Source organism: Paraprevotella xylaniphila YIT 11841 (assembly GCF_000205165.1).
Taxonomy (GTDB): domain Bacteria; phylum Bacteroidota; class Bacteroidia; order Bacteroidales; family Bacteroidaceae; genus Paraprevotella; species Paraprevotella xylaniphila.
On record NZ_GL883822.1, the window covers coordinates 1 to 15073 of the forward strand.

26 protein-coding genes and 2 tRNA genes are annotated in these 15073 nt (G+C 41.4%); 3 read left to right on the plus strand and 25 right to left on the minus strand.

Annotated elements, in window-relative coordinates; genetic code table 11:
- Positions 1-204: 204 nt before the first annotated feature.
- From HMPREF9442_RS02315 to HMPREF9442_RS16125, 25 genes are all read right to left on the minus strand, one after another.
- A complete protein-coding gene (locus HMPREF9442_RS02315) occupies positions 205-486 on the minus strand; it encodes a hypothetical protein (protein WP_008624919.1) in 282 nt (93 codons plus the stop codon).
- The gene (locus tag HMPREF9442_RS02320) at positions 483-671 is read right to left on the minus strand and encodes a hypothetical protein (RefSeq protein WP_008624920.1); all 189 of its coding nucleotides are present in this window, start codon (positions 669-671) and stop codon (positions 483-485) included. Before HMPREF9442_RS02320 ends, HMPREF9442_RS02315 begins: the two co-directional genes overlap by 4 nt.
- The gene (locus HMPREF9442_RS15275; protein WP_008624921.1) at positions 668-1174 is read right to left on the minus strand and encodes a DUF6633 family protein; all 507 of its coding nucleotides are present in this window, start codon (positions 1172-1174) and stop codon (positions 668-670) included. Before HMPREF9442_RS15275 ends, HMPREF9442_RS02320 begins: the two co-directional genes overlap by 4 nt.
- Positions 1152-2024, minus strand: a complete 873-nt coding sequence (locus tag HMPREF9442_RS16615; protein WP_008624922.1) for a DUF4373 domain-containing protein — start codon at positions 2022-2024, stop codon at positions 1152-1154. Before HMPREF9442_RS16615 ends, HMPREF9442_RS15275 begins: the two co-directional genes overlap by 23 nt.
- A 17-nt stretch (positions 2025-2041) precedes the next feature.
- Entirely contained in the window at positions 2042-3217 is a 1176-nt protein-coding gene (locus tag HMPREF9442_RS02335) for a DEAD/DEAH box helicase (RefSeq protein ID WP_040602515.1), read from the minus strand.
- Complete coding sequence (locus tag HMPREF9442_RS02340) at positions 3217-4014, minus strand: phage regulatory protein/antirepressor Ant (RefSeq protein ID WP_008624926.1); 798 nt, start codon at positions 4012-4014, stop codon at positions 3217-3219. The genes HMPREF9442_RS02335 and HMPREF9442_RS02340 overlap by 1 nt, the downstream gene beginning before the upstream one ends.
- A 13-nt stretch (positions 4015-4027) precedes the next feature.
- Positions 4028-4264, minus strand: coding sequence for a hypothetical protein (locus HMPREF9442_RS16115; protein WP_008624928.1), 237 nt, complete (start codon positions 4262-4264; stop codon positions 4028-4030).
- 346 nt (positions 4265-4610) lie between these two features.
- On the minus strand, positions 4611-4958 hold the full coding sequence (locus tag HMPREF9442_RS02345) for a YopX family protein (protein ID WP_008624930.1): 348 nt from the start codon (positions 4956-4958) through the stop codon (positions 4611-4613).
- On the minus strand, positions 4955-5431 hold the full coding sequence (locus tag HMPREF9442_RS02350; protein WP_008624931.1) for a recombination protein NinG: 477 nt from the start codon (positions 5429-5431) through the stop codon (positions 4955-4957). The genes HMPREF9442_RS02345 and HMPREF9442_RS02350 overlap by 4 nt, the downstream gene beginning before the upstream one ends.
- A 31-nt stretch (positions 5432-5462) precedes the next feature.
- On the minus strand, positions 5463-5891 hold the full coding sequence (locus HMPREF9442_RS02355; protein WP_008624932.1) for a zinc-finger-containing protein: 429 nt from the start codon (positions 5889-5891) through the stop codon (positions 5463-5465).
- Positions 5892-5910: 19 nt separating this feature from the next.
- A tRNA-OTHER gene (locus HMPREF9442_RS16120) sits at positions 5911-5977 on the minus strand.
- 38 nt (positions 5978-6015) lie between these two features.
- Positions 6016-6090 (minus strand) — tRNA-OTHER (locus tag HMPREF9442_RS02360).
- A gap of 220 nt (positions 6091-6310) precedes the next feature.
- Positions 6311-7048 (minus strand): hypothetical protein, encoded by a 738-nt coding sequence (locus tag HMPREF9442_RS02365; RefSeq protein ID WP_008624934.1) that lies wholly within the window; start codon positions 7046-7048, stop codon positions 6311-6313.
- Positions 7045-7476 carry a hypothetical protein gene (locus HMPREF9442_RS02370; protein WP_008624935.1) on the minus strand — a complete coding sequence of 144 codons (432 nt, stop codon included), beginning with the start codon at positions 7474-7476 and terminating at the stop codon, positions 7045-7047. Before HMPREF9442_RS02370 ends, HMPREF9442_RS02365 begins: the two co-directional genes overlap by 4 nt.
- 2 nt (positions 7477-7478) lie before the next feature.
- Positions 7479-7916, minus strand: coding sequence for a hypothetical protein (locus HMPREF9442_RS02375; RefSeq protein ID WP_008624937.1), 438 nt, complete (start codon positions 7914-7916; stop codon positions 7479-7481).
- A 6-nt stretch (positions 7917-7922) separates the two neighbouring features.
- Positions 7923-8234, minus strand: a complete 312-nt coding sequence (locus tag HMPREF9442_RS02380; RefSeq protein WP_040602507.1) for a hypothetical protein — start codon at positions 8232-8234, stop codon at positions 7923-7925.
- Positions 8235-8255: 21 nt separating this feature from the next.
- Positions 8256-9164, minus strand: coding sequence for a hypothetical protein (locus HMPREF9442_RS02385; protein ID WP_008624948.1), 909 nt, complete (start codon positions 9162-9164; stop codon positions 8256-8258).
- On the minus strand, positions 9151-9708 hold the full coding sequence (locus HMPREF9442_RS02390; RefSeq protein WP_008624949.1) for an ERF family protein: 558 nt from the start codon (positions 9706-9708) through the stop codon (positions 9151-9153). Before HMPREF9442_RS02390 ends, HMPREF9442_RS02385 begins: the two co-directional genes overlap by 14 nt.
- 79 nt (positions 9709-9787) lie before the next feature.
- Positions 9788-10087, minus strand: coding sequence for a hypothetical protein (locus HMPREF9442_RS02395; protein WP_008624952.1), 300 nt, complete (start codon positions 10085-10087; stop codon positions 9788-9790).
- A 6-nt stretch (positions 10088-10093) separates the two neighbouring features.
- A complete protein-coding gene (locus HMPREF9442_RS02400) occupies positions 10094-10336 on the minus strand; it encodes a hypothetical protein (RefSeq protein WP_008624954.1) in 243 nt (80 codons plus the stop codon).
- 17 nt (positions 10337-10353) lie between these two features.
- A complete protein-coding gene (locus HMPREF9442_RS02405) occupies positions 10354-10572 on the minus strand; it encodes a hypothetical protein (protein ID WP_008624956.1) in 219 nt (72 codons plus the stop codon).
- A gap of 126 nt (positions 10573-10698) precedes the next feature.
- Positions 10699-11079 carry a hypothetical protein gene (locus HMPREF9442_RS16380; protein ID WP_172634381.1) on the minus strand — a complete coding sequence of 127 codons (381 nt, stop codon included), beginning with the start codon at positions 11077-11079 and terminating at the stop codon, positions 10699-10701.
- Positions 11080-11393: 314 nt separating this feature from the next.
- Complete coding sequence (locus tag HMPREF9442_RS02415) at positions 11394-11738, minus strand: hypothetical protein (protein WP_008624960.1); 345 nt, start codon at positions 11736-11738, stop codon at positions 11394-11396.
- Between the two features lie 12 nt (positions 11739-11750).
- A complete protein-coding gene (locus tag HMPREF9442_RS02420) occupies positions 11751-12032 on the minus strand; it encodes a MerR family transcriptional regulator (RefSeq protein ID WP_008624961.1) in 282 nt (93 codons plus the stop codon).
- 11 nt (positions 12033-12043) lie between these two features.
- Positions 12044-12217 carry a hypothetical protein gene (locus tag HMPREF9442_RS16125; RefSeq protein ID WP_008624962.1) on the minus strand — a complete coding sequence of 58 codons (174 nt, stop codon included), beginning with the start codon at positions 12215-12217 and terminating at the stop codon, positions 12044-12046.
- Between the two features lie 150 nt (positions 12218-12367).
- Here HMPREF9442_RS16125 and HMPREF9442_RS02425 point away from each other — a divergent pair, with 150 nt between their 5' ends.
- The 3 genes from HMPREF9442_RS02425 to HMPREF9442_RS02435 all read left to right on the plus strand — a co-directional run bounded on the left by HMPREF9442_RS02425 (position 12368) and on the right by HMPREF9442_RS02435 (position 14752).
- Positions 12368-12826 (plus strand): helix-turn-helix domain-containing protein, encoded by a 459-nt coding sequence (locus tag HMPREF9442_RS02425; protein ID WP_008624963.1) that lies wholly within the window; start codon positions 12368-12370, stop codon positions 12824-12826.
- Between the two features lie 28 nt (positions 12827-12854).
- Positions 12855-13880 (plus strand): YbjQ family protein, encoded by a 1026-nt coding sequence (locus HMPREF9442_RS02430; protein ID WP_008624964.1) that lies wholly within the window; start codon positions 12855-12857, stop codon positions 13878-13880.
- Between the two features lie 131 nt (positions 13881-14011).
- Entirely contained in the window at positions 14012-14752 is a 741-nt protein-coding gene (locus HMPREF9442_RS02435; protein ID WP_008624965.1) for a hypothetical protein, read from the plus strand.
- Positions 14753-15073: the final 321 nt, after the last annotated feature.

Consider the following 15073-nt stretch of genomic DNA (forward strand, 5'->3'; position numbering starts at 1 on the left):
GCATTGCCGGACACCCAAGCATTGCCGGACTGAGAAAGGTTATCTTCTTTTTCCACATACCCACCTAAATCACCCTCATTGGCATATTTGAAGGATTTGGTACACTTGATTTGGAACAGTTTGATTCCAAAGGCATTTATCACGAATTTGTCTGTAAGTTCAAATTTCTTTTCCATCACTATTTTTTTCCGGAAAAATAAATTGTCATACTACTTTTTTCCTGCGGTTCGTCCACACGGCCGAATACGACATCCCCATCTCGCAAGCTTGTTCCTTGACCGTCATGTTGCGGTATTTGAGGGCATGGTATTCTTTGGCTTCCGGATATTTCTGTGTCAGGCCGTAAGCAGATGCCTTCTGGTAGATGGAACTGAGTGAATGCCGGGACAACCAAACGGCAATGTCATGCGTGGGCATGAAGCCGTAGTTCTTTTCTAGGAAGTGGAGTTCGGCAGGCGTCCAATGGTTTATGTGTTTTGTTTTCATCGTTTTTTGAATCTAATCTGAATGAATCCCCTTCGCTCTTCCTCTCGGAGCAATTCCATATCCTCATCCCTTATGTCGGCTTTCGTCTCCTTGTTGACGGTCATGCCACAAGGGATGCAGAAACGCTTCCTGATACGGGCGCGTATGGATTCGTCTTTCGTGGACCAGTAAATAGTCAGTCTCATGGCGGGGTGAATTGCTTTATGGCTTCCTTGTCGCCCATGGAGGCACGGTGTTTGATTGCAAGGTATTCTGGATAAGTTACTCCTTCCGTTTCTTCCGCCGGATAGCGTTCCTTGAACTTATCAGCATATTTCATGCTTTCTGACTGTGCCACTGTCGCACGATGTGCATCGTATTTTTTCAGCCAATTAATAATAACCTCCCCATCCATGCGCCCGTATATCTCACCGAACTTCCCCATTTTTGCCATTTTGAAAAAAAGCTTGAAATCGTATTGCGTGTAATACGGGTATATCTCAAGTACAAGATTTATTGTATCAGCAACTTGTATTGCATCCATAGACCCGTTTACCGAATAAAAGCGCAGGAAGCTGTTCATCCACTTGACCATGAGTGCTTGCAACTTCATCGTACCAATCTCACGGGATATTCCCGATACGGTCAGTTGTGGGGCATTAAAGACATCAAGCACATTCTTTGGGTTAATGCTGTCCCAATATAGCATCGGCGAGGTCTTCAAGAGACTGACGGCTTGCTGCGTTGTCTTTGGAAGTCCTTCCGGGGATATAAGTTCCTGGGGACTGTACTGAATAACTCTGTTTTCCATTGATTTTCTCCCGTTTTGACCACGTAGCAAGCCGTTTGGCGACTTCCCATGTGGTTTGTTGTTCAAATCTCATCTTGGTTTCTGATTTGTTCATCTCCGACCAATAGTCGAAGAAGTCACGTACCATTTCACGACCGTATCTCTCCACATAGGGGATAAGTGAATCATAGAATGAATCCTTGCGTGAGAGCGTAGCGGCTTTAGCCGCGGCAAGTTTTTTTGCCTGTTCGGCTTTCTTTTGCTCTACGTTAGTAGAGTTTTCTTTATTTTTCTTTCTATTTACTTTTACTTTACTTTGTCCATTATCCACATGATTAATTGAATTTTTTGTGCAATTAATAGAATTATTTGCATGATTAATTCCATTTATCATATATTCAGGAATGATTTCGGTCTCTTTCCTTTGATATGTGGCAAGCAAAAACCGCTTCTGTATTCCGGCAGATGTCAGCACTCCATGCACAGAAAATATTTCCGCGTCAAAGAACCCAACTTGTATTGCTTTGGTTAATACTTCCTTTACTGCGCCCTCGGAAACCCCAACAATGTCAGCGATAACAAAAGGCAAATCTTCGTCCCACAAAATGTAATACCCGTTATCTTTGTATATATTACACAGCAGGCAAATAAGTATGGAAGTGGATTGTGGCCCGCAAGCCCTTGCGATTTTTCTCACTTTCACATCTGAGAAGAAACCTACATCTAAAGGAAAGTAATCTATCCCTTGTTTTGTCGGTCTTCCTGCCATTTCATTAATATTTTGATTTAAAATCTCACATTGGTTAATTGCCTGTAACCGGAATACACTGCCCACTTTCCGTTACCACCGTCCACGAGGCGCAAATCCTTGACTTCTCCGAAACGCTTGATGTTCCCGCAAAGGTCAACAATCCAACCGCATTCCTTTGAGGGATGGGGACGGATGGCACGGCCTACTATCTGATACCACAGGGCTAAAGACATGGTTGGACGAGCCATGACGATTGTGTCAAGTTCCGGATAATCAAATCCGGTAGTGAGTACACCCACATTGGCCACTACCTTTATTTCCCCTGCCTTGAACGCTTCCAATATCCTTTCGCGCTCTTTCTTGGGCGTGTCACCTGAAACGATTGCAGTACCGGGAATGCTCCACGTAAGCCGTTCGGCTTCTTTCAAGAACCGTGTGAACACTAATATGCCTTTACGCTTGCTGCCTGTAACGGTGTTGTTCACCAACCTTTGCACGATGTGCACGAGGTAGCCGTAAAAGTCGATGCGTTCGTATTCCATGGTGACAGACCTGTCCGTGAAGTCGGCACCGGTGGTATTCACCTTCAGGTTTAGTTCGTTCCAACCGACAGGATTCATCGCGTAATAGTTCAGCTTGGCCAAATACCCCATATCCAAAAGAGTAGAAATCTGTACCTGATATATTACCTCAGAGAACACGCACGGTCGGGTGCGCGTGATAAACTTTAGCATACTTCCGAAATCACGGCTTGAACTCAATCTATATGGAGTTGCACTAAGACCTATAATCTTACAGTTTAATGTCTGAAAGAACTCCTTATACATACCCTCTTTGGGATTACATAAATGAGCTTCATCTACAAGCACATACTTGAAGTGGCTGAATTGTTCCTTGTGGTTAATTGCAGAGCATATTGTTGCAAATGTTATCTTTGCTATCTGTTTTTGTCCGACAGATGCGGAATATACAGCGCAATCAAATGGACAGATTTTAATCATCTTTTCATAGTTTTGTACAAGTATTTCCTTGCTTGGGCAAAATATAAGGACGTTATTATTAAGCCTGTTCGCTATATCTGCAATAACCCATGATTTCCCACCGCCCGTTGGAATGACTATCAGTCCGTTATGTTTTATTTTATGGTTGAGGAAAAAGGCTACCGCCTTGTCGGAGGCAGCCTTTTGATAATCTCTAAGTTGGATTTCCATCATGATGCCCTTTCTATCAGCGGAAGTATGTCCTTCCGTTTCAGCGTCTCATAAATGAACAGCCGACCTCTTTGCGTCCATTCCGTGTTCATTATCACGTCAGGGCGACCGTCACGGTGTGTGATGTTGACCGATTTGCTGTGGACATAACCTTTCGACATGTAGGGCGCATAAAGAATCCATTGCCCGTTCACCTTCCGCTGTATCCCGTTTTCGGCCAAAATCTTGTTGAATGCTTTGGCACTCATCCCGTAGTCTTGTGCTATCTGCGTTGTTACCACCGTGCCTTTGCTTGAAAGGATGATTTCGAGATAGTCGGTCTTTTTCTTCATCTCTACGATTTCCGTGCTCATGGCCGATATTTGCTTCTGCTGTTCCTCTATCTGCTTTTGTTGATTGGCGGCGAGAATGAGGGCTTCGCTGAACGAATGGGGCACAAGGTAACCGCCGGACTTTATCGTCTCTTCCATCTTGTTGAAGGCGGAGATGTAGTCAAGTTTGAACTGCAAGGCCTTGTCTCCCGTGAATCCCATGGCAAGGAGGGTGAAGCCGTCGCGGTTCATTGCGTATCTGCGTGCTGGTTTCACTCCTCCGTTAGGCTGTGGAACATCTTCTGAATATTCAAAGAACATTGTATGTGTGCGCAATTTTGCATCACATTGAATAACAGTGTCTTTCGCAATGATATTATCAATAGCTCTTACTACGTCGCTATGATTCTTCCCGAACTTTTCGGCCACCAACAAGCTGCTTGTCAGTGCCTGGTCGTTCGCACCTTTAAATACGAGTTCATTCATAAGTTATATTGCTTTAAATGTTGGACAATAGGGCTTTCAAGCAATCCTTATGAGGGTCGCTCGAATGATAGTTTTTGCAGAACTCTGAAAATGCTTCTAAAAGTCCGTTGGATAGGATGAAATAGTACGCCTCGTTTTTGGCGTTCTTCTCTATTTCAAACTTACGATAAGACACAGTTTTCGCACTGTTGGGCGCAAAGTTGCGGGTACTATTATTCGCCTTAACTCTGATTTCGTTGGTCTTTGGCATTGAACGAAATTTAAGTTATTGAACGAAGAAAGGCTATCGCCTCCCGTCTCGCCAAAGACCGATACACATAGTGAATATGAGCATCCAATGGGATTTGATAGCCTTATATCCTTGCAGATATGTACGCTTACAAACGAACATAAAAATATGCCCACTATTCAACTATTTATGTAGTCTTTGGCGAAGACATTGCAAAGATAGCTCAAATTTCTGAAATGCCAAGCAATAGCCTTATTTTTTTATCCGGTGGGCAATATCATGATGGCATTGTTCTTCTTCGCTTTGTTGTTGAAGAAAGAAACGGCGGCATCAGAGGCTTTTTGTTGGTAATCGCGTAGCTTGTATGTCATTTTGTATCTCTTTTTAGTAGTTCGGGATTGTCGTGGATGTTTCCGAGAACGTAAGAATCAAAATAAATCCTTCTTAATGGATAAGGTCTGTTTGGGATACCAATCTGACGGTATTCAAACACGCCATTCTTAAAAAAGACTTCAAACTTGGGTTCATATGCTTTGACTTGAAATATATCCCCTTCGTAGATTTCCTTCCCGTTGGCATCGTGAAGCCCTGTGAACTGGCCTATAGTATCTTCATCTACACTTTCATCAAACCAGTCCATACCAAATCCATACAATATAGCATAGACCCATTTACCACTATTAATACTTTTACCTCTGAATTTAATTGTTCTCATAATCCTTTCTCCTTGCTTAGTTTATCTCCCAAAGCTTTGTAATACTTCGTGAGTTCGATTAATTCAAAATCATCATACTTGCACGTTTTGCCCTTCATGGATTCCAACATAAGCACTTTTTGTTCACCGTATTTGGTGACAAGTCCCTGCCGATAGCCTTGCATGTTGCCTTCCATGAAGCGGTTGCACTTGCGGCACTGGGCATTGCAGTTCATTTCATGATACCGCGTAATCATGTGCTGCCGATTTATGTAATGCCCGCAATCAGCCTGCTCGTATGGCTTTATCTGACCGCAGCTTATGCAGCGGAAATACCCGTTCGGCATACAATCACGAAGCCGGATATAGCGGCTGAAAACTTTATCGAGCTTGGCTACTAAATCCGGCTTCTTCTTGATTTTGATACCTGCCTTGTCGAATAACGGCAATGGATTTTCTTTCTTCTTCTTAAGTTTCCTAATGTAGTATGGCATTTTTATTATTGGTTTACATTGTTTTATAACATTATATACTCATTGCCAATTTCACTTCCACTAATGGTTTACACAATTCAACAACCCGTTTGCAATCTTCCACATCGAACATTCCTATATGGCATAATTCACGTGGTATGCCTAACTGGTTGGATAGCCATAGGTAAGCCTTGTTTCTGTTCGATGTGTTGGGGATATGCTTCTTCCAAATCTTGTTTATAAGATTGGTCTTGGCTATTTGGTCGAAATAGAAATGGGCTTCTTTCTTGGCTTCCCTTAGTTCCGCATTAGCCAAACGCCCTAATGCTTGGTCTGTACCTTTATGTACACCTACATAAGCTCTACAATCTCGGCAGAGATAAATCATGCCGTATGAGCGTCCGTAGATAACGGAACTGTCTACATATTCGATGGGCTTGCCACAATAGGGGCAAATCTTACCAATCAGTATTTCATTCATTGATTATTTATTTAAGTCGCAGGACATACGAGAGTCGAACTCGCATAGATGCGTCCATCTGTTTTACCTACTTAAACTAATGTCCTCCAGTTGTCTTTCCAACTTGTCTTATCTGCGCAGATAGTGGTAATCGGCAGGACTCGAACCTGCAATCTACCCGTTAACCAACAGGCGCGTTAACCAATTCCGCCACGATACCATGTACCCCCGCATATCCTCACGGACAGCAAGGGCGTTGTCTTAATCTTAACCTATAATCTTAATCAGTATAAAAAATGGCAGGAGGCCGTCCCGGAATCGAACCGGGTTCTTTGCCGTACAGCAATGTCCTTCCGTGTGGACGAACGGCCTCGGGGGGATACCCGTACTATTGGGGTATCCACCAATCCGGGATGAAATCATTCTCCATGCACAGCCTCCTATACTTCAATGATTACGATGTCAGGCGCAACACCTTTGATTGCTTCTATCTGTCCGTCAATCACATTGTTCTTGTATTCTTCAATGGCCTCATTTGCACCGGCAGAAACAAGGGATAATGAAACATCACGGCCATCCACATCTGCATAAATCTCGACCTCTATTTCTTCACATGCAAAGCCTTTGAAAAGAGGAATGTTCAGCTTGAAGGACTTCGGAAGATTGGAATCTACCACTTGCGAATAGTTGTCAACCTTGCTTCCATTTTCCTCTTTGCTGCGCTCGATGTCCTGATTTACTTTAGCCTTGAAATTTTTCAAAGTAGAAACCAGTGTCATGTTCTCAGCCTTGTCCTTGAAGAAAGCCCGGTGCATCTTGAAGAACTGGGACAGCTTGATAGGCTCCCATTCTTTTCCTGTGTTTACTCCGAACTCCAACATTTCTTTTGAAAAACACAATACGCCATTGATTTGTGTACGGTAATAATTGGTCTCGTCTATCGTGAGAAGCAAACTCATGTTATTACGGCTTACAGTAATATTTGAGGACTTCTGATTGATAAATTCCACACGTTTTTCCAACCACCGGAGAGGTGCATCGATAGTACCTTCAAAGACAACTCTTTCTGGCTCTCTGGGGTCGAGTGCTGCGGGTGCTTTTCCTTCTCTCAATACTACTTCGATAGGTCTGCCGTTGTAATCTTTCGGCACAACCAAGTTGATTTTGTTCTCGCTCATGATTCTGTTCCTGTTTTACGGTTAATACTGAATACTGTCTTTTGCATCTCTTGTGGCATGATTGGACGACTGTAGACCAATTCGCCAAGTCGGTTATAGAATCCGGCCATCTTTTCCTCATGGTAGAGGATTTTGGCACATTCTTCATTGTCCACGAACTCCGAACCTTTCTTTATATGCTCCAAGAGTTCTTGTTTCTCCTCGTTCAAAGGTTTCAACCGCTCTTTGAACTCTTCCATTGCCTCTTTCTTCTCAATCTCAATGTCGTTGATGGTGATTGAAACCTCGGCCAATGATTCTTTCTTTTGTGCCAACTCGTCAGGATTAAACCTGTGGGTGTAACCAATTCTCTCTACTGCATCGGCATTGTCCTTTAAGAATTGCCAACGCTCTTTCTCAGGAATGTCCTGACCTAAAAATTTGTCCATAATCAAATAAATTCTTTATTACGTTCTACTTCCAATTCCATTAATTGTATCAGCCTTTCTTCATCTGGGCTTGGGATATATATTCCGGCATTTGACGCACACCAGTTTCTGAAACGGTCTACCGTAAGGGCAAATTCCGCGCTGTCCAGTTCGGAAGAGCTTCTAAGATACTTCACACGGCCAAGGTACTTGTCTTCCCTTTCCCGAATAAAAGTGTCAGGGTTGCAAAGAATCTTGTAATAGTTACGCTTCACATATTCCATGGTTTCGCCGATTTGGCATCCGAAGTATGAAAGGCAGACGTGAAGGTATTTGTTGGCCTGAATGCTCCTCTGTGGTTTCTTCTCGGTCAAATCAAATATCTTCTTGTCCTTGATGAGCTTTTCCAATTTTGCCCTTGCCTGCCCGGCGTGGAGTTCGTTGGAACCGTCGTACCTCATAAATTATCAGAAAGGCAAGTCGTCAAGAGGTGACACGCTTGGGGCTGCGGCCACTTGTTCGGGGGTTGGTGCGTTCGGTTGCGACTGGTAGGTCTGCAAGTCACCGATGAAGTAGTTTTCCCCCTCCTTCCGTTCTTCTTTCTTGGGGGAACAAGAAACGAAGTGGGTATATGTCCTGTCGCCAAAGGTTGCAGGTTCTTTCCTTTCCCCCACAAAGATGTTCAGGAATATACGTTCCTTTCCGTCCTTGCACATGATTTTCTTCATCTGTGAGCGTGGTATGTCGCTCAGGCAGATACTTCCATATAAACTGCTCATTTTCTAATGTTTTTTATGTTACTATTTCACTTTTAAAATCACGCTTCCGGAAACCTTGGTTTTGATGAGATAAGCCTTGTAAAGGTCGGGATGGTCGGAGGCGAAACGCTTCTTGTCGAAGTCTTCCCTTTCGCTGTCTTCCTTGCGTGTAAAAGACACTCTGTCCCCGACCCACTTGCTTACACCGGCATTCTGCATCTCGAATTTTACGCCATCGGACAGTTCCTTTTTCTTTTCTGACCAATATTTATATTGCCGGTCGATTTCGGCTATGGCATCTTCCATGGCGGCATATTTTTCCGGAAGGCTCGTATCCGTGAAGGAAAGGGCATAGGGGTTGGCGAATTGCTCACCGTTCACCTCGTGCTCCATCAATGACACCACCACACCATCCGGGATGCGTTCAACTTCCACGAGTTCATGGCGTTCTCCGCGTAGCCAGATGGCATAAAGGTGGAGGACTTTTGCGCCGGGGTTCTGACGTTCAAAAAGGTAGGCGTAGACGGAAAGCTGCCACCTGACATATTCCTTGTCAAGCTTATAAGTAGTCTTTATGTCAGCCAATGTAAATGTTGATTCGCCATCCCTGTAAACCTTGTCGATGCAGCTTGCAAAGTGTTCGTTGTCTGATACAAGGTATTCGCTTTCCTCATGCTTCAGGGCGTATGTCTCTTTCAGTTCCTTGTAGCCTATTGCTTCGGGGCTTTCATGCTCCACTCCAAGACTGTCCACCAACTCACAAACCGAATGGATGAATGAGCCGCGTTCTGCGGCGTTGCGCATCGTTTCTTCATCAATCCCGTCATACTTTCCGGGAAAGAGTTGCCGTGAAAGCATGCCGGTTATCCCGTCAAGCATCCTGCCGGCCGGCGTTATGTAGGTGTGAGTGGCCGGATAAAACACGACATCCGATTTTTTAAGCTTGTACATAAGGCACCTCCTTTTTCCTTTCACCCAAACGCTTCATGAAAGCCTTGTCATCATGAAGCATGGTATATTTGTTGAATATTTTGGATAGTTCGGCCGTGTCCTTGGCAGCATCTATCTCTTGGAAAGCCATGTCCCGGTTGTCGGAAAGCCCGTCGTCCTTACCGCCGGTGTTCGTGTCGTCGCTGTCTTTCGTGTCGTCGATACAAAACATTCCGTTCAGGGCGTACTTCCGGGCATAGGAAGAAGCCGCTCCCGTCACCTGTGAGCCATCCATGCCTTTCTTGCTTTCTTCTTCACGAGCATAAGCGGTAGTCGATACGGTTTCGCCGTTCTCATTCTTTAATGTAACGGTGGCCTTTACATATATGCGCGTACCAACAAGAACCATTTCGTCGGCAATCGTAAGTTCGCACTTATGTTCATACAATAAGGGCTTCAATGCCTCCAGTATGTCTTCGCAACTCCGGTACTTGTACTTCCCGAAGTTGTTCCATTGCCCTTTGGGAGCTTTCAGGCTGTGTTGGATTTCTATTAGTTCTTTCATTTTACTTCCAATTCTGATTTGAGGAATTGCTTCAGGTCACGACCGTAATAAAACGGACGGCCATCCGAACCTGTGATAATTATTTCATTGTCCCCCTCGCTACAATCCCGGCTATATTCGCCATGGATAAGGCTTGTTTGACTTCTGCCTTGGAGTAGTAAAGCGGAGAATTACGACCAACGCCTTTCCTTGTCGCCCGAATGACACCTTCCGAAACCAAACGGTTAAAACGCTTGATGTCTATCCGCATCATTTTTAACCAACGTTTTATTTCAGATGCCCGGACTAAATCTTGCGGTGGCTCGTATGCTTTGACGGCCTGCATATAGCCCACTTGAACAAAGTCGGCTATGACAGAATTTAGTTCTTGAATGTCCATGATAATTTACTTTATACATATAATAGAGATATAACCGGGATATTCTGTTGCAGAAACCCTAAACTTCACATCCATTGCTGTTTTCAGTTCACCCAAAAGCCGTCCCGTGCTATTTCTTCGGCTTGCTTCTGCCCTGATTCCATTATATCTTTTTTTCTCGAACGGGACTTTGTACACATCCCCTTTTTTCATGCTGTCAAATAAGCCAACATGAGTATAATTTTCATCTATCATTATTTCCTTTATCATATTTTACCTCCTTTCCGTTACCATAAATTTTTATCCGACAATGTGTCATAATACTCTTTGTTAGCCATGTATTCTTCGGCTATCTCACTGTCCGTGTCATGCCCCAATCCTTTGATAAGTTCATAAACATGCGGATTCAGGTTGTTCACAATCTCGTTTGTCCGGTCTGCGTGTCCGGCTAACCCTAATGCCACTATAAACAATGTGGCGATTCCAATGTTTCTTAATGTTTTCATATTGTTTGTTTTAGTTTGCTACCCCTCAACGGCTTAAACCGGTTGTTACCCCGAATCTTACGGGAGGGGATTGGTTTGAAAGGCGCACTTCCAATGGAGTAAAAGAAAAATCGTCACACTTAAAACTTACTTTGATATTGGAAGTACGCCGGGATTATCTTTCGGCGATCGCCCATTTAAAAAGGCTAATTGTTCTTTGCGATGTTCTTCGGACAGATAGCCTTCTTTCGTATAAAGATTATGTAATCCTCTGTCTTCATGCGAACCTTGGTTCTGCTCAAAAAAACTGTCGGGAATATCTAAGGTCAAATATGGCGACACTCGAACAACCCGTGTACCAACGGGAAATTTACTCAAATCTATCCGCGACAATTCTTCCGCTTTTTGAAGAGAACAATCATCTTTGGAAGATAATCCTCCATTTTGGGGACATGCGCAAGTGGGATTCCCTTGAAGAATTGTTTGACCATCTTCTTCATACTTCTGATGATAGCTATTCCGTTTCATTACGCAAACTTTATAATCTGTTATTATGAACTTAATTTGCTGTGTTCCACCGCGCCAATTCGATTGGCGGCATCACGCCTTTTGCGGTGGATTATATGTATCATGAGTTTCGGCGGTAGCGTGTTCGCGCCCCAATGCGATATACTTGATGGGATAAGGTGAAATCCCGCTGTCCGCTTACTCTTTCAGCCTTCCGCATGGTTGGTGTCGTGGCGTTTCCGCTCGCCAACATTCCGGCATGGCTGATGTTCACAATATGTCAAAGAACTATCCTCTTGTTGGTGGCCGGGGAATCGAACCCCGGCTTCATCCTATCACCAATATGCCCCGTAACCTTGGGCGCGGTCTAAGGCCATACGGTTGTCCATTGCGGCCTCATATTCTTCATCGTCCCGCATCTCTTCGAGATATACTTCGTTGTCTATCTTTTCGGTGCTTACCGAATCCTCTATCAGCTTTTGGATGTTGGGGTAAGTCCTGTTCGCATCATCACCGTATATCATGGCTTCTACTTTACCCGTTAAAGCATCGTATGACACTTCAAGGTCGCATGTCTTACCGCTCATGCAAATGAAGGATGAGCGTTTATTATGGTCGAAATTGCCAATTAAGGCATCTTCTATCATGGCCAAAAGGCTTCTTAATTCCACGTCTTTCATAACCGTATCTTTTTATTTGATTGCATCAATCTGGCTTTGCAAGTAATATGGTTTCTTCCCGATTCGTCCGGCAGGAGACAGGTAACTTACCTTGTTCCATCTCCACAGGGTAGACAACGTTACGCCTAATTGCTGTGCCGCATCCTTGGCCGTGAGCCTCTTGTCCGGCTTGTCCTCTTTGGCCAACAAGGCTTTTACCTCTTCGGCCACCGTCAGGGCGAACTCCTTCAGGTCGGCAGGAGTGACGGATATTGTCACGTTTTGGCCACTGGCTATCAATTCTTGTATGTTCATGATTATTTCCTTTAGAACCTTTTATTGAGGTTGTTCGCGAAAATGTAATCGCGCACCTCGTTTTCCTTTTCTGTGTCGGCGTTCCAATGCACAGCCCTCCATACAGTCATCTGTGAACACTGGCATGCACTGATTATCTGCGGTGTCACTCCTTTTTTCAATTTTATGGGTTTTCTTTTTGCCATATTGTTTTAAATTCTTATATTTGCCGCAAACGTTTAACAAGCGTACAACGTTGGGCATTGGTTTAACTTCACAATGCAAAGATATGGGTAATAAATGGTAATACCAATAATTACCATTTAAAAATAATGGTATTTAAAAGTATTTAACTTATGAAGGGCGATGTCATAGATAGATTGAATAGAGTTATTGAATATATGTGTATAACACCTGCAGAGCTTGCAAAGAAGTCTGATGTTGACCCATCAAACTTCAATAAGATGCTGAAAGGTCAACTGAATATAACTCCAAAAACAATAAAAAAAATAGTTAATGCAACTGGAGTATCGAATGACTGGTTATCGAACGGAGATGGTGAGATGTTGAGTCCCCAAAGTAATAATGTCACGATAAACGGAAACGAGAATCAAAACAACATTGGTGAGCAGAACATAAAAATATCATTGCCGGAAACCGGAACACAAAAAATTATTAAACCGGACGGGACTGTGGAAGTGCATTCTATGGGTAAAAATATAGATAATTCCAACAATACCGATAAATTTATCGAACTTCTTAAAAAAAAGGACGAGCAAATAGATCGATTAATAACTTTGTTGGAAAAGAAATAAATCAGAATGTTTAATCAATTAATATATTATGGAAAATAAACTTTATATAACAACCACAAATAAATTCGAGAATGGCGAAATACAAAAATATATGGGATTGGTATGTACAAACGTAGTTGTTGGTACAAATGTATTTTCTGATTTCGCAGCTTCTTTCACTGATTTCTTTGGAGGAAAATCGAATTCATATAGAAATAAATTGGAATACATATATAAAGAGGCTTTGAAAGATTTAGAGAACAGAACAAGAAAGCTTGGTGCAAACGCAATTGTTGGAGCAAGGATAGATTTTGATGAAATATCCGGAAAGGATAAGTCTATGTTTATGGTTTCCATATCAGGAACAGCTTGCCGTGTAAACATAAACGAATCAGAAATAAAGGAAGAAATCCAATCAGGAATTATAGAACAAGAAGTGTTAGAAAAAGAAATTAAAAAAAGAGAAATCATTAAATCAATAAAAGAGAACCAAAAAGTAGAAGAAGAATGGATTGAATTCATGCAAGAAAATCCTATAAAAGAAATCATTCCTGATTTAATTGGATTATACATAGCAGAGAAAAAAAATTATAGGGCTGTAGATGGAATCTTTAATGTAATTAAATCTTACAATAGAGGTGATTTAATACCAATATTATATGATAAGATTTTGGATTATAAAGATTTCCAATACAGTATTGATATAATTAAGAGACTTAAATTATTTGATGCGAATAGGGTGTTAAATATTTGCAAGAATGACCTAAAGAAAGGAATTTTACTTTTGAATATAGAACCCAATTACTACAAAAAAGAAGAATTAGAGTACATGAAGGGAATATGCCAATATTATGAAAATATGCCCAATACTGGTAAAATAGAAAAATTAAAAACTGGAGTATTTAATAAAAAAGAAGAAGATAAATTTATATGTGAAAATGGTCATACAAACAATATTGACTCTATTTTTTGCGCAAAATGTGGTGTAAATATAAATGGACTGAATGAAAAAGAATTTGAAGAAGTAAATGAATTTAAAAATAGAGTTCAAGTCTTGATTGATATTTTAAAGTAAAGTGCAACTAAACTAACACAAGATTCCTGTTAATCACCCAAACTTTAAATATTCGGACTTCAAATTGAAGATTTCCGATGTTTTTGGAGTTTATAAAGTAATTTTATATTTATCAATTAAATAGTCATATTATGAAGAAAGTATTATTAATACTGCCCATGTTGGTGGCTTTGTTTTTTATTGGGTGCAGCAGTGACGATTATAAAGACAATAAGGAAATCAATTTGTTAAATGGGACAAAATGGTCATATACAACCTCTACTTTTAATCATATTCAAAAAGAATTTGAAGATAAGGAGAATAAAAGTAATGTGGAATATCTTTTAAGAATATGTCCAAGTATAAATTATACAATAGAAGATTATAATATAGGAGAAGAAAAGTTTAAAATCAATCTTTGTGAACATTATGGTCATTCACGTCACGAAAAAGATTCTTTGAGCTTCTATGACCAAAAATGTTATTATGAGTATAGAAGTATTGAATACATTCAGGATGTGACAAAAACAACAGAAACTGCAACATATAAATTTAAAGAGGGGAATTATATTGGGTCTTTTGGAGGTAGCAGCTATTTTGGTGTAACTGTAAAAAGTTACGGCGTTTATAGGAGTACGATTGGAGGAGATGTTGTCGTTATACCACTCGACGGGAATTATTGTTACAACATGTCTTCAGTAAAATACTGTTCAGAAGTATTGGAACAAGAGATTGATTCTGACACCAAAATACTTTATTATGATTTTGATAAAGATAATATATCTATATTCGACGGAAGTTATGATATAAAAGGAAGCTATTCAGACTATTATATGAATCTAAACTTTAATCTACCATACGAAAGAAGCGTTATGTTGCCGAAAAAGCAATAAACTCCCTTAAAAGTTCATCGCATTCAAAACAGAGCACAGCCATGGAACTGAAAGACTTCGTAAAAGAAACATTGGTACAGATAACAAAAGGAGTGAAATAAGAACGGATGCAGAATCAACCATGGATGAGTTATTGGTGACAGGATAGGCAGGGCATTTAAAGAATAGTTTTGCAAATTGTTTACTCTTTGTTTTCCCTTGTTGGAATAAAATAGATGTAAATGAATTAAAAACAAGTAGTTAACAAACAACTCCTCTCAGATTGTGGTTCTGAATGTCGTGGGTTCGAATCCCACTAGTCACCCAAAGAAAAAGGATTTC

Excerpts from the sequence above, each read along its gene's own strand:
- HMPREF9442_RS02435 (WP_008624965.1), top strand. The coding sequence starts at position 14,012 with ATGAAGAAAGTATTATTAATACTGCCCATGTTGGTGGCTTTGTTTTTT.
- HMPREF9442_RS02345 (WP_008624930.1), bottom strand. The coding sequence starts at position 4,958 with ATGAGAACAATTAAATTCAGAGGTAAAAGTATTAATAGTGGTAAATGG.
- HMPREF9442_RS02320 (WP_008624920.1), bottom strand. The coding sequence starts at position 671 with ATGAGACTGACTATTTACTGGTCCACGAAAGACGAATCCATACGCGCC.
- HMPREF9442_RS02350 (WP_008624931.1), bottom strand. The coding sequence starts at position 5,431 with ATGCCATACTACATTAGGAAACTTAAGAAGAAGAAAGAAAATCCATTG.
- HMPREF9442_RS02390 (WP_008624949.1), bottom strand. The coding sequence starts at position 9,708 with ATGAAAGAACTAATAGAAATCCAACACAGCCTGAAAGCTCCCAAAGGG.
- HMPREF9442_RS02340 (WP_008624926.1), bottom strand. The coding sequence starts at position 4,014 with ATGAATGAACTCGTATTTAAAGGTGCGAACGACCAGGCACTGACAAGC.
- HMPREF9442_RS02365 (WP_008624934.1), bottom strand. The coding sequence starts at position 7,048 with ATGAGCGAGAACAAAATCAACTTGGTTGTGCCGAAAGATTACAACGGC.
- HMPREF9442_RS16115 (WP_008624928.1), bottom strand. The coding sequence starts at position 4,264 with ATGCCAAAGACCAACGAAATCAGAGTTAAGGCGAATAATAGTACCCGC.
- HMPREF9442_RS16125 (WP_008624962.1), bottom strand. The coding sequence starts at position 12,217 with ATGGCAAAAAGAAAACCCATAAAATTGAAAAAAGGAGTGACACCGCAG.
- HMPREF9442_RS02395 (WP_008624952.1), bottom strand. The coding sequence starts at position 10,087 with ATGGACATTCAAGAACTAAATTCTGTCATAGCCGACTTTGTTCAAGTG.
- HMPREF9442_RS02385 (WP_008624948.1), bottom strand. The coding sequence starts at position 9,164 with ATGTACAAGCTTAAAAAATCGGATGTCGTGTTTTATCCGGCCACTCAC.
- HMPREF9442_RS02405 (WP_008624956.1), bottom strand. The coding sequence starts at position 10,572 with ATGAAAACATTAAGAAACATTGGAATCGCCACATTGTTTATAGTGGCA.
- HMPREF9442_RS02400 (WP_008624954.1), bottom strand. The coding sequence starts at position 10,336 with ATGATAAAGGAAATAATGATAGATGAAAATTATACTCATGTTGGCTTA.
- HMPREF9442_RS02425 (WP_008624963.1), top strand. The coding sequence starts at position 12,368 with ATGAAGGGCGATGTCATAGATAGATTGAATAGAGTTATTGAATATATG.
- HMPREF9442_RS02380 (WP_040602507.1), bottom strand. The coding sequence starts at position 8,234 with ATGAGCAGTTTATATGGAAGTATCTGCCTGAGCGACATACCACGCTCA.
- HMPREF9442_RS15275 (WP_008624921.1), bottom strand. The coding sequence starts at position 1,174 with ATGCTATATTGGGACAGCATTAACCCAAAGAATGTGCTTGATGTCTTT.
- HMPREF9442_RS02370 (WP_008624935.1), bottom strand. The coding sequence starts at position 7,476 with ATGGACAAATTTTTAGGTCAGGACATTCCTGAGAAAGAGCGTTGGCAA.
- HMPREF9442_RS02375 (WP_008624937.1), bottom strand. The coding sequence starts at position 7,916 with ATGAGGTACGACGGTTCCAACGAACTCCACGCCGGGCAGGCAAGGGCA.
- HMPREF9442_RS16380 (WP_172634381.1), bottom strand. The coding sequence starts at position 11,079 with ATGAAACGGAATAGCTATCATCAGAAGTATGAAGAAGATGGTCAAACA.
- HMPREF9442_RS02415 (WP_008624960.1), bottom strand. The coding sequence starts at position 11,738 with ATGAAAGACGTGGAATTAAGAAGCCTTTTGGCCATGATAGAAGATGCC.
- HMPREF9442_RS16615 (WP_008624922.1), bottom strand. The coding sequence starts at position 2,024 with ATGGCAGGAAGACCGACAAAACAAGGGATAGATTACTTTCCTTTAGAT.
- HMPREF9442_RS02335 (WP_040602515.1), bottom strand. The coding sequence starts at position 3,217 with ATGGAAATCCAACTTAGAGATTATCAAAAGGCTGCCTCCGACAAGGCG.
- HMPREF9442_RS02420 (WP_008624961.1), bottom strand. The coding sequence starts at position 12,032 with ATGAACATACAAGAATTGATAGCCAGTGGCCAAAACGTGACAATATCC.
- HMPREF9442_RS02315 (WP_008624919.1), bottom strand. The coding sequence starts at position 486 with ATGAAAACAAAACACATAAACCATTGGACGCCTGCCGAACTCCACTTC.
- HMPREF9442_RS02430 (WP_008624964.1), top strand. The coding sequence starts at position 12,855 with ATGGAAAATAAACTTTATATAACAACCACAAATAAATTCGAGAATGGC.
- HMPREF9442_RS02355 (WP_008624932.1), bottom strand. The coding sequence starts at position 5,891 with ATGAATGAAATACTGATTGGTAAGATTTGCCCCTATTGTGGCAAGCCC.